This window comes from Chryseosolibacter indicum (assembly GCF_018598585.1).
In the GTDB taxonomy this organism is placed as follows: Bacteria; Bacteroidota; Bacteroidia; order Cytophagales; family Cyclobacteriaceae; genus Chryseosolibacter; species Chryseosolibacter indicus.
In genome coordinates this window covers 60,841-72,989 of sequence record NZ_JAHESD010000024.1, presented here as the reverse complement: position 1 = coordinate 72,989, position 12,149 = coordinate 60,841, and the positions used below count along the sequence as shown (strand labels likewise).

The window sequence follows — 12,149 nt, the reverse complement described above, 5'->3', positions numbered from 1 at the left end:
TTCAGGATTTGTACAATTGAATGACCAAACAATAGAGTTCGAGTAAGTACGGCTGCCAACACCGTGTTTAAGTAATTTCTGCGTGTTGTGTCCTTATTCAAATCAGTTTCTTAATTTAGTCCCGTAGCGGGGGACAGGTCGCAGTTGGTCAGGCTTAACATTCCACTTCGTTCCATTTTTTAACCCTCCTACTCCGGCAACTCCTTAAACACAAAACGTTGTGGGCATGGCCAAAGAAAGATTAGCCCATGGGACAAGAAAGAATTGAAATAAAATTAAGTAAGAGAAAAGCAGTACTGACATTTTTGGGCGCTATTGCATTTGTTGTTGCAGGAATTTGGATGATTGCGTTAGCTGACAACCAACATAGATTTCCTCCGCCCTTATTAAATGTGACAGGTTATAGTGCAATAATTTTATTTGGAGCTGTCGGACTATATATTTTTTATAAAATGTTTGATTCAAAACCGGGACTAATAATTGACAAGGATGGAATTCACGACAACTCGAATGCTTCTTCGGCACAGCTAATCAAATGGGAACAAATTAAAGGACTGAAGATTGAACAAGTGATGTCGACTAAATTTATTTTAATTGACATTCACGACCCTGAGGACTTTATGGAGAAGATTGGTGGGTTAAAGAAAAAATTGATGAAAGGAAATTATAAAATGTATGGGACACCAATATCTATTATTAGTAATTCTTTGAATGGTGACACTGACTATCTATTCAAAATTATTAGCGAAAGAATGATTGCAGAGCACAACAAAAGAGATGGAGTAATGGCAACCACCCAACAACAAAATGTATAAAACATGCCTGGGGCGCAGTGTAAAACCATATTTTGGTTTCTTAATTTCGTTCGGTGACGTGGGACAGAACACAGCTTCGAAAACCCAACCACATTTCATACATAAACGTTGTGAGCCATATTAAAATTTAAATGAAGACTTGTCTCATATTTCTAGTTTCCCTTACGCTTGTATCAGGAGACTTTCCAAAGAAGGGATATGATAGAGTGTTGCTCTACCAGATTGAGGAAGACGAGCAGTCGGGTATTTCACGCTTGCTTGACGCTTATGGAAATATCAACAGTAAGACTCAAGGGATAGAACTAAATTTAAACCGCGTAAATGAGTTAGTAAAAATACTAAACGACACTTCAACATATGGTGCAAGACATTCTTATAGTCATTCACCTACAATTGGACTAATATTCTATAAGAAAGCAAAAATTATTGACTGGGTAGAGATTGCCCTTCCGACTAACAGTATTTCATCAAAAAGCAAAATTAAGAATGAATGGAAGTACTATGAATTCCTTAGAGAAATTGAGTATCCACTAACAGGATTATCACCACTAGGTAGACAAAAGATTCGACAGTGGATTAAGGAGATCGGAATAAACGATGAAGAATATCATCATTCAACTTGGGACTCCGTTGGAATCGATTATTCAAAGATTAAGCGCAAATTATAATACGGCCCACAACAATGTGTATATGCAATTCAAATTTCATTGAATTAGTTTTAAAGGAAAATTTAAACTGCATAAACACGAACGTTGTATGGCATTTTAGATACTGACATTAAAGTGATAACTGACAATTTAATAATAATAAAAGGTGGTGCTTACAACGACATTAAGAAAGCGTTGCGACAATGGATTCAGCTGTATTTAAAGGACCTGCAAGATGGCTTGACATTTGAACTGTATAAAAACGGACGAGGTAGTCACATAATTCAGGCTGACAGACGACTTGACAATGAGAGATTCTATTACTTAATCAACTACTTAAATTACCCAGAAAACATTAATTATAGAATTGAAATTGAAGGCTTCACTATAGGAAAGGCGAATAATGTATTGAAAGATAAGCAACTGCTTGTTTATTTCTCTTCAATAGACAAGGAGAGCGACAGTGTTTTTGTGACTACCTCTGAGAATGAGAACTTCAGAATAGACTTCAACGGAAAAATAACTGATACAAGAGAGAAGAGGATTTTTCAGGTTCCAGCTGAATTGAACTTGGATAATCCTGAAACGATAAACGTTAGCCAAAAACAAATTTCTCGGAATACGATAAAGACGAACGAAACGTGTGCTGATAAACGGTTTAACGTGTTATTACTCATTGTTGTTAGTCTATTTACTATTGGAATAATCATAAAACAAATAGACAATCATACCTTTGCCAAATATTCGCTCTTCTACGGAATGGGGATTGGACTATGGTTTTTTGGGGACTATAAATTACTTCAATCAGATAAGCATTATATCTATTGCTTGATAATAGCAATATGTTATTTGGTCGTAGCTATTGTATTTGTTGGTGGTTTCAATAAACATATTCTTGATTATGGAGCGTTGCATCCAATTGCTGTCTTGCTAATCCAAAAACCGACAAGGTTTCTATACAAGCTGGTCTTTAATAGAGAGCCAGTTGTTGATAGACCCCCTCCATCATTTTGGGACGTTGTTTATATTGGAGTTCTATTCCTTGCATTGACCGTTTTGCCTTTTTTAATAATTCACGGGTTGGTCAAATGAAAAGGAAAACGCCACTCAACACCGCATATACATCATTGCCTGCGATGCGCCGGTTTTTTAACTTGTATTTCAATTACGGTTTGTACGTGGGACAGTGATTCGCAAGATTATTGCAACGCTGCATATGCAAATCGTTGGCGGTAATGCCTTTTGAAAGATGGTACAACTAATAATGTTAATGATTTCGGTGTCTTTTGGACAACCTGTTATTTTTGATCAAGTCACTTCTGACAAGAACTTTAATTTAATTGAGGACTTCGAGAAGGACAAAGGAGCCTTCAGATCAGACGAATTTGATCTTTCATGTCATTCTACAGAGGGAGGACAGTTAACTGCTTTTCACAACAAGGACAAGGCATACTTAGTGTTTGACATTTGGATATATGGGGAAACTGGTAAGATACATGCGACCTATTGGACTGATAAAAACTTAAACTTTAAAATAGTCAAGAGAACAGACTTTAAGTATGACAAGCCATTTTACGAAAAGGACTTTAAGGTGACGGAGACCACTGAATACCTATCGTACCACTCCGACAGAATGAGGCTCTATGACAGTGAAAGAAAAGACTTAAGTAATTCCCTGACAATTGAAAAGAAGAAAGAGTATGAAGAATTCTTCCAAGAAATAACGAAGGACTTGAAAATAGGAAGTGAAAGGCACAGGCCCTAACAAAAATGCATATGCCATTGCCGGGATTGTGTTAATTTGTAGTTTCCCCATTTCTGATTCAAGTCTTAGGTATGCGCCAAGCACTGCGCGTGACTTGGACCTACTATGATTAAAGCCTAATGATTTGAAGTTGGTCAAGCACAAGTCCCCCACATGCCGTCGCACCTTCTAAGACTTGCACTAGTTCAGGGGACTAAGGCATAGGCGCTAACTGCATATATATTATGCCGGCAGAATTCGTTGATTAAATATTAATTTTGGCTACCGTGTTGCTTTATATGCGAACTTGGCGGTAAGGGCTCTTTGGATAGAAAGCGGTTATCTTTAATTTGCATGAATTAAATTTCATGTTAGGTAGTGCCACAAATTATAAAAGGCTTCCAGAAATAGGTAAAATTGAAAAACTATCTTTTACCTGGGTTAGACAGTTGACAGTTGAACATCTTTTACCTATCAACAAAATGAGCTATTTAAGAGAACTTAAATTTGACAATCAGGCTCATTTAACCGACCTTGAATGGTTGACGGAAGCGAATGGCGAATTAACATTTTAAATACTAAAGTTTATAACAATGAAGCAACTGAACAATGCAAATGTGACTCTTCTGATTTTAGGAACAATGTTATTGAGTTCAAGTTTTATGATTGAACGATATACATCAATGTCAGATGGTATGGCTGGTCTTATAAAAGGTATATCCTTTGGCCTTCTGATTTTAAGTTTAATCGTATTCTTAAAAAGAAGAAAGCAGCAAACTCAATTGTAGTTTTGCTATCTCAGTCTCCGAGGCCTCCTTTTCGGGGCCACACGTTGCTATAAGCTAAAGAAGTCTTTCTCTTTCGTGAATGTCACCATTCTTGATTCAAGTCGTACGACTTGGACCTGCAATGATTGAAGCCTGATGACTTGAAGTAGTTAGCACAGTCACCCACATGCCGTCGCACGTTGCTAAGACGTGAGCTAGTTGAGTGACAACGAATTATTAGATCCATAAATCATGTGAGAAGAATCCATAATTTATTACTAAGTTTATTCTGTCAGGATATGTGTGAACGTTAGGAATGAGCGTAAGACGAAAACATAGATAATACAAATAAATAATTGGTGAACAGAGAAAGTAAAACAGCACCCGTATGCAAACAAATCATCAATCAAAGTATCAGACAACAATAAAAGCATCCGTAGAGAAAGTTTGGGAAGCTTTAATCAACCCAGAAATGGTCAGGCAATACTTCTTTGGTTCTAACCAGGAAACAACCTGGGAAGTAGGTAGTCCACTCCGTTGGACAGGTGAATACGAAGGACAAACATATGTAGATAAAGGCGTTGTTCAAGAATTTATACCTAATAAGAGAATTTCATATAGCTATTTAAGCAGTTGGAGTGGCTTGGAGGATAAACCTGAAAACTATCTACTGGTTAGTTATGAAGTAAAACCCACTGAAACAGGTACGGAACTCACCATTGTACAATCAAACTATAACGAGGAAAAGGCAAAGCACTCGGCCGAAAACTGGGCAGTTGTTATTGATGGCTTAAAAAAACTTGTTGAAAACCAATAAACAAACAGCTAATTCAAGCTAGGTTTAGCGCTGGAACGGTAAAGGTTAATTTGACTAGATGTGCCACCTCGACTGGTCAGATTTCGAACCTACTATGACAGGGTTCAGGCTTCTTTGTTATAAGCTAGTTTGCGAACTTGTGTTTCAAATGCATTGTGCCTGTTTGGCCATAACCAGATCAGTCAATACTATCTTAAACGTTGTGCGCACCTAAAATCCTTTCCTATGAACCTTGAGGAGACAAATGAATTAACAAAAAAGGCGTACGATAAAACGGCTCACAAATACCATGATCATTTTAAGGATGAGATCATCCAAAAGGAATACGACCGATTGCTTTTGGATAGATTCTCGGATTCGTTAACAAAGAATTCTTTAATCTGTGACATGGGTTGTGGTCCAAGTGGTCACATCAGTAAATATCTTTTTGATAAAGGGCATCAGGTTGTTGGGATAGATATTTCCCAGCGGTGCATAGATATAGCAACTTCATATAATCCAGAGTTAGAGTTCAAAGTAATGGATATGATGAATACTGACTTTAAGGATAATTCTTTCGATGCTATCGTATCGTTTTATTCAATCATATACACTCCCAGAGAATATATAGGCAGAATATTTAGTGAGTTTAACAGAATTCTGAAAACCAATGGAAAGTTATTGGTTGTTGTAAAAAAAGGAACAAGCGAGGGGATGATTGATGATGAATGGTACGAGGGTAACAAGGTTTATTTTACTCATTTCTTCGAAGATGAGATAAGAAGTTACTTCATGCGTAGTAACTTTAATATTGATTTCTTTGATACGCGTAAGCCGTATGATTTCGAGTTTAATGTTGAAAGAATATATGCCATTGGAACGAAGGTGGATTAGTACGAACGTGGATAGTTAAGAGTTGGAATAGACAAACGCATATTAACTCGTGCATCAGAAAAGGTTTGAATATTTAAGATTGAGGAATAAAAGACAAAATGAGGATAATACTGAATCTAATAACTCTTGCACTTCAAGGAATAATCACACTTATCGCATTAGTAGCAATTTATATGATATTTGTGCTGCTGGACTACCAGGGTGGGATAGATGCTTTTGTTGGAACGATCTTGTTTCAGCCGATCATTGGAGGTTTGATATCAACAGTGACAATTGGAATCTGCTTGCTGATCGGTCTTCCGATTAGAATTAATTACAGAATTAATACATGGTGGACAAAAAGAGTGTGGCTATCCATATTTAACGTATTTATCGGGTTGTCTCTGCTTATTCTTTCATTGTTGCCTTCTCTAAGAGAAATTATAACAACATCAACCGAGGATGATGGATTCATTCAAAGAGAGATTCCTAATACTGCTTTGGCAATCACTGGCTGGTTCTTAACAGGATTTTCGTTGCTTCATCTATTTCCTCCTTACAAGTTCAGAATTTGGACAGAGAACATGATTAAAAAAGTATACAATGGAGAGAGTTAAAGCGGGCCGTCTTATAGGCCAATTCACCTAAAATAATACGACTCTACTTAATTGGTGCTAATTTTGTATTTTATAGCATGTCTTTTATTGTTGCTGAAATACCTTATATGATGGAAACAGAAATGCAGATGCCAAAAAAGATTTCAGCGCGGCAGAATGAAATCACGGCTGATTTTTTTAAAGAATTGGACAAACATATATCAGACATTGCGAATGGAAGGGTTGATACCATGTTTGAGATAAATGAAATTGCGAACATTTTAAACATCCATCCCAGGCATCTGACCAATACCATTAAACTGACCACGGGTAAACATCCTTGTTTTTATTTTGAAGAAAGAATACTGATGGTAGCAAAACAGATGCTCTCTGAGAACAGGATGAGTATTGCTTCCATAGCAAAATTACTCACCTACGACCCGTCTAACTTTACAAAGTTCTTTAAGCGCTATACAGGACAAACTCCCAAACAATTCAGGGAAGAGGCCTTGAGCAAAAAAACTGAACACTTCACCATTTAATCTGACAACATCACCATATTCGGGGGCATCCCGGCCAATAATTTTGTATAGACAACTTAATTAATGTCTTATTAAAATTATTAAAACAATGAGCAATTACTCTTCAATACCATCACAGTTTTTAGAATTGACGTCTCATCATTCTCAATATGCTGGTATCGACACAAAAACAACATTAAAAGGTTCAGCCGCAGGCAAAGTAGTCTTCATATCAGGGGCGTCGCAAGGGATAGGGCAGGCAACGGCTGTCGCCTTTGCCCAGGCAGGTGCAAAAGCGATTTATATTACAGCGAGATCTGTAAAAGGACTTGAGGAAACTAAGGCGAAAATAGCAAAGGAAAATCCGGATACGCAGTGTGCCTACCAGGTATGCGACGTCACCGACGCAGAACAAGTACAGGCGGCTGTTAATGATTGCGTCTCAAAATTTGGCGGTATTGATATCGCCGATGCGAATGCTGGAAACACCAGCAGCTGGAGTAAGAGGATAGGTGAATCTGATGTAAACGCGTGGTGGCAAACCTGGGAGGTTAATATGAAGGGAGCTTATTATGTCGTTCGCTTTACAATTCCGCACCTCATACAGTCGGCAAAGAAAAATAATGGCGGGTATTTAATTCTTCTTTCATCTATTGGAGCGCAGTATCTGGTACCAGGTGCTTCGGCCTATCAGACTTCAAAACATGCTATTAACCGCCTCTGCGAGTTTATTAATGTTGATCATGGAGCAGAAGGCGTAAAGTGTTTTTCTATCCATCCTGGTGGCGTACCTACTTCACTGGCGAAGACGATGCCTGATGACTTTCATTCTACTCTTGTTGACGAGCCTGAATTAGCAGCAGGATTTATTGTATGGCTTTGCTCCGGGAAAGCTGATTGGGCCAAGGGGCGTTACCTGAGCAGTAATTGGGATGTTAATGAATTATTGCAGATGAAAGATCAGATCATAGCAGAAGACCTGCTGGTAAATCGGTTACGTGCAAAGTCTTGATAACGTATTCTCAGTGAACATAGATAGCATATCATTTTTATAATGTGGTGAAAGTAAGTTAGAATTGAGGGCGTTACCACTTTATCTGTCCATCAATAAAAAAAGTCTCCTCTGGTTATTCCAAAGGAGACTTTTTATTGATAATTGTTATTAAAAGTTATAACGCAATCCTATTCTTACGTTTCTTCCTGGCCACTGTGCGTCGTAATCTTGTTGACCGCCGAAAGGAGGTGAATAGATGTTTGTATCAAATACGTTGTTGACACTGGCTTTAAGGCTCAGGCCTTTGTATAAGCCTACGTTAGCAAACAAGTTGAACTTCACAAAGCCATCTGCATGAGAAGCATTTTGAACCGCATCAGGCGCATTTGACTGGTAGTCAGATGGAGTGTTTCTGTTTGAAAAGTATTGTCCATTTAAGGCTAATGTCACGCGTTGTGCAAATAAGTAAGATGCAGTAAAGTTACCTGTAAACTTGCTCAGGAAGAGCAGGTCTCTTTTGTTGAAGTCAATTTCCTGAGATGTGTAAATGATTTCGTTGCTTCCAAAACCACCCATTTTTTCAGATGCATTGAATTTGTAAGAGAGTCCGATAAGAAGTCTGAGGTTAGCAATGGGTTTTAATACACCGTTTAATTCTAACCCGGTAATGCTGCGGTTATCAAAGTTAAATGACACTTCATCATCCACTTCGCGTACTGCTCCTGCACCATCCTGTATTGAATCAACAACTACCTCGTTAATGAAGTTGGTGTAATAGTTGTTATACACCGTTAAGTTGATATCCATTTTATTAGATGCATATCCTATTTGTGCTTCAATGGTTCTTAATTCTTCAGGTTTAAGTTGATTATTGTAAGATATAACGTCTATGTATTCACGGTAAGAAGGAATACGGTATGCTGTTCCAAATAGAGCTTTGCCATACCAGTTTTTATTAAATGAACCTGTTAAGCCGATGCGATAGTTGAACTGGTTTTCGAAGTCAGAAAGAACATCATAACGAACGCCACCAGTAAGGTCAATTTTGCTGTTTATGCTATAGGTATCCTGAAGAAAGAAGCCGAGGTTAGAACGAGTAAATGTTCCTTTTCCTCCTTGAATCATATCTTTACGAATATTTACAGATGCACCTTCTGTATTGGTAACAAGCGCGTGAATGTCATCCGCATGATCCGCAAGTAAGCTTACACCAGCAAGAAGTTCATTTTTGGAGAAGCTCATAAAATACTCTGCTGAACCACCGTACAGGCTACTGTTAAGTTCTTCTGTAGCAATTTCCTTTATCTCATTGCTCGTTGCGTTCTTGTATTTTGTTTTTTCAATGTTAAAGCCATAGCTATTATAGAAGCCATGAAGTTTTAAGCTGGAGTTAGTGCTGGTCTTTATCGTATAGGCAGCAGAACCATAAACAGGAGTTCTTTCAAAAGAGTAGTCTCCCTTGCTGTCTCTGTACTTATAAGGGTAGGCATACTTTGTATAACTGCCAGTTAACTCTAGTCCGTTTCTGTTGTATGATGCCATGATCGACTTATTTGAAACAGATTGATCATGCTCCCGTACTTTTCCATCGGAGTTGAAGTCAGGAGAAAAACCATCGGACTCTAACAGGTTAGCATTAACGAAGAGTCCTTTAATGCTATATTGACCATTAACACGATAGGTATTGAAAGATCCTGCTTCTGCCGAAAGACTTCTTCCTTCTTGTTTGGTTGTGATACTAATTACACCAGCGAAACTATTCGTTCCGTACAATACAGATCCAGGCCCGTTAATAACTTCAACGCGCTCAACAATTTCGATAGGGATCATTTCATCTACATTGAAGTTGCCGTAATAACTGTCGCGAATAGGTACTCCATCAATAAGAAGAAGAACTTTGTTATTATAGCGTGCCTGAACGCCTCTGATCCATGTCAACTGGTGGCCCGCCCTGTATTCCTGATTTTCGAAGCCGGGAATTTGATCGAGAAGATCACGCAGTGTCTGAAATCCCATTTTTGAGATATCATCTTTTGTAAATAGTCTGACAACAGAGGGGGCTTTTTGAATACTTACTTCAGTCTTGGTAGAAGAGATAACTTTAATACTTAAGAGTTCTTCCAGTGAAAGAGCATATAAGTCAGTGCTATCTTTTTGCTCCTGACTAAATGCGGATGTTCCGGTTACAAGGAGTAATCCGGCCATTAGCCATGTGGTAAAGTTATTCATAAATAGTTGGTTAGGATTTAATCGAGACAAATATAGAAGCGTATTTAACCGACATTTTCTATTTGCATATACCCGGATGTCGTGCGTAAGGTAATTTGTGAACGGGAGAATTATTTGACGTCAGCGAGTCAGGAAGAGTAGCACTTTTAAGATATTAGATGTGGTTTTAAGCAAAACGTAGCTCTTTTTATATATTTCGATGTGTAAATTTTGAATGTAATATTTTTCAAATAATCAGAATAAGAGATACGTACGTAGTTTAGGGTAGATGATAAGTTTAACCAGGGTTAATTAATCCCTCCTATTTGTTGTAAATACACATTTTGCTGCGTAACAGTGGTGTTTGTCATGCATAATAGACAACTTAACGGCGCTTTATGTTAACTTAACGTTAAGTTAATGTTAAGTCAAAGTTAAAATGGCAAGTAAGATTAGCGAGGTTTATGTCATTAAATTGCCGCTATTTAATTTAATAAAATCTTACATTTTAGCCTATATGTAGCGGCAGTTCAGGTTATTTACCGTTAATAATAACTTTAAACCTTATAATACTATGCGAAAACATTTGACGCTTGCATTACTAACAAGTGCTTTGTTTGTAACATCCTGTAATGATCCAGGTGAGCATCCCCCACATGAGAATTACACGCTCTTTACAGAAGTTGACCGGATTCAACTTGTAGGAGGAACTACCGCGGCTGAGATATCTGCCTATGATCCTAAAACGAAGAAGCTGTTCGTTATCAATGCGGTGAAAGCAGCTATTGATGTTATTGACATGTCTAATCCATTTGACCTCACTTATGAAAGAGATATTCAAATAAGTGCTTATGGTGCTGGTGTAAACAGTGTATCAGTAAAAAATGGTATGCTTGCAGCTGCTGTTGAGTCTAATCCTAAAACAAATCCTGGAAAAGTTGTTGTATGGAATACAAGTGACCTAAGCGTAAAAGCCATAGTACCTGTTGGGTCTCTTCCTGATATGGTTACCTTTAGCAAAGACGGGAAGTATCTTGTAACTGCAAATGAAGGAGAGCCAAATGAAGATTACTCTGTTGATCCTAACGGTTCCATTTCTATCATCAACGTAAACCAGGGCTTCAGTGTAACAACACTTGACTTTACTTCATTTAACAGTCAGGCAGCTTTCCTGAGAAGTAAAGGATACCGCACTCCTGGTCCTGCTGGCACTTCATTAGCTGCAGATACTGAACCAGAATATGTTGCTATATCTCACGATAACAGAAAAGCATGGATTACGCTTCAAGAGAACAATGCTATTGCTAAAGTAGATTTACATACAAAGGTTATAGAAAATATCTTCCCGCTGGGGTACAAAGATCACAGCAAGCCTGGTAATGATCTTGATCCTAGCGACCGTGATAATGGTATCTTCTTTGGCAACTGGCCTGTAAAAGGTATGTATATGCCTGATGCTATCAGCTCATTTGAAGTAGGTGGTGTGCCTTTCCTTATCACAGCTAACGAAGGCGATAGCCGTCTTCGTCCTACAAGTGATGATGCACTTCCTCCTTACTCAGAAGGTGGATTGTTTAATGAAGAATCTCGTGTGGGTGGTGTAGTACTGGATCCTGTGAAGTTTCCTAATGCAGCAACGTTACAGGCAAACGATAAACTTGGACGTTTGAAAATTACCAACAGAATGGGTGATACAGATGGAGATGGTGATTTCGATGAGTTATATTCTTTTGGAGCGCGCTCATTCTCCATTGTTAATGGTAACAGCGGTCAGTTGGTTTACGAAAGTGGCAGCAAGCTCGAAAAATATGTGATCGAAAAATTGCCTTCACTTTACGACGACTCAAGAAGTGACGATAAAGGTGTTGAGCCCGAAAGCGTAACTACCGGAAAAATCGGAAGCCGTACTTTAGCGTTTGTGGGAATTGAACGTGCAGATGCGTTGGTAATTGTAGATGTTACAAATCCTAATGCACCCATCTTCTTACAAGCTCTTCAAACTGGTGATGCACCAGAAGGTGTTCTGTTTATCCCTGCAGAAGATAGCCCTAATAAGAAGGCTATTGTAGTAACAAGCTGCGAGGGCGATGGTACCGTAAACGTATTCCAGTTAAGCGGACAAGACCAATACTAGTTCTTAGTACCAGGTTAATTAGTATACTATATGGGTTGGAGCAGTACCGGAAAT

At 38.2% G+C, this 12,149-nt stretch carries 13 protein-coding genes; 12 read left to right on the top strand and 1 reads right to left on the bottom strand.

All coding sequences use genetic code 11. The features are described 5' to 3' along the window. The first annotated feature begins 248 nt into the window (after nucleotides 1–248). The 11 genes from KK060_RS12265 to KK060_RS12215 all read left to right on the top strand — a co-directional run bounded on the left by KK060_RS12265 (nucleotide 249) and on the right by KK060_RS12215 (nucleotide 7,771). Complete coding sequence (locus tag KK060_RS12265) at nucleotides 249–815, top strand: STM3941 family protein (RefSeq protein WP_254154028.1); 567 nt, start codon at nucleotides 249–251, stop codon at nucleotides 813–815. A 131-nt stretch (nucleotides 816–946) separates the two neighbouring features. Further along, complete coding sequence (locus KK060_RS12260) at nucleotides 947–1,483, top strand: hypothetical protein (protein ID WP_254154027.1); 537 nt, start codon at nucleotides 947–949, stop codon at nucleotides 1,481–1,483. 84 nt (nucleotides 1,484–1,567) lie between these two features. After that, nucleotides 1,568–2,554, top strand: coding sequence for a hypothetical protein (locus KK060_RS12255; RefSeq protein WP_254154026.1), 987 nt, complete (start codon nucleotides 1,568–1,570; stop codon nucleotides 2,552–2,554). Between the two features lie 157 nt (nucleotides 2,555–2,711). Then, nucleotides 2,712–3,227, top strand: a complete 516-nt coding sequence (locus KK060_RS12250) for a hypothetical protein (protein ID WP_254154025.1) — start codon at nucleotides 2,712–2,714, stop codon at nucleotides 3,225–3,227. Between the two features lie 347 nt (nucleotides 3,228–3,574). Then, nucleotides 3,575–3,781 carry a hypothetical protein gene (locus tag KK060_RS12245; RefSeq protein ID WP_254154024.1) on the top strand — a complete coding sequence of 69 codons (207 nt, stop codon included), beginning with the start codon at nucleotides 3,575–3,577 and terminating at the stop codon, nucleotides 3,779–3,781. A gap of 18 nt (nucleotides 3,782–3,799) precedes the next feature. Continuing rightward, on the top strand, nucleotides 3,800–3,994 hold the full coding sequence (locus KK060_RS12240; RefSeq protein ID WP_254154023.1) for a hypothetical protein: 195 nt from the start codon (nucleotides 3,800–3,802) through the stop codon (nucleotides 3,992–3,994). A 367-nt stretch (nucleotides 3,995–4,361) separates the two neighbouring features. Beyond that, nucleotides 4,362–4,790, top strand: coding sequence for an SRPBCC family protein (locus tag KK060_RS12235; RefSeq protein WP_254154022.1), 429 nt, complete (start codon nucleotides 4,362–4,364; stop codon nucleotides 4,788–4,790). 225 nt (nucleotides 4,791–5,015) lie between these two features. After that, nucleotides 5,016–5,663 (top strand): class I SAM-dependent methyltransferase, encoded by a 648-nt coding sequence (locus tag KK060_RS12230; protein ID WP_254154021.1) that lies wholly within the window; start codon nucleotides 5,016–5,018, stop codon nucleotides 5,661–5,663. A gap of 98 nt (nucleotides 5,664–5,761) precedes the next feature. Continuing rightward, nucleotides 5,762–6,259 (top strand): hypothetical protein, encoded by a 498-nt coding sequence (locus KK060_RS12225; protein ID WP_254154020.1) that lies wholly within the window; start codon nucleotides 5,762–5,764, stop codon nucleotides 6,257–6,259. Between the two features lie 77 nt (nucleotides 6,260–6,336). Continuing rightward, the gene (locus KK060_RS12220; protein WP_254154019.1) at nucleotides 6,337–6,780 is read left to right on the top strand and encodes a helix-turn-helix domain-containing protein; all 444 of its coding nucleotides are present in this window, start codon (nucleotides 6,337–6,339) and stop codon (nucleotides 6,778–6,780) included. Between the two features lie 88 nt (nucleotides 6,781–6,868). Continuing rightward, nucleotides 6,869–7,771: an SDR family oxidoreductase gene (locus KK060_RS12215; protein ID WP_254154018.1), complete on the top strand. Its 903-nt coding sequence runs from the start codon at nucleotides 6,869–6,871 to the stop codon at nucleotides 7,769–7,771. Between the two features lie 150 nt (nucleotides 7,772–7,921). Here KK060_RS12215 and KK060_RS12210 read toward each other — a convergent pair whose 3' ends face one another. Continuing rightward, entirely contained in the window at nucleotides 7,922–9,982 is a 2,061-nt protein-coding gene (locus KK060_RS12210) for a TonB-dependent receptor plug domain-containing protein (protein WP_254154017.1), read from the bottom strand. 553 nt (nucleotides 9,983–10,535) lie between these two features. On the opposite strand from KK060_RS12210, the gene KK060_RS12205 reads away from it, so the two are divergent. Further along, complete coding sequence (locus tag KK060_RS12205; protein ID WP_254154016.1) at nucleotides 10,536–12,095, top strand: choice-of-anchor I family protein; 1,560 nt, start codon at nucleotides 10,536–10,538, stop codon at nucleotides 12,093–12,095. The last annotated feature ends 54 nt before the right edge of the window (nucleotides 12,096–12,149 follow it).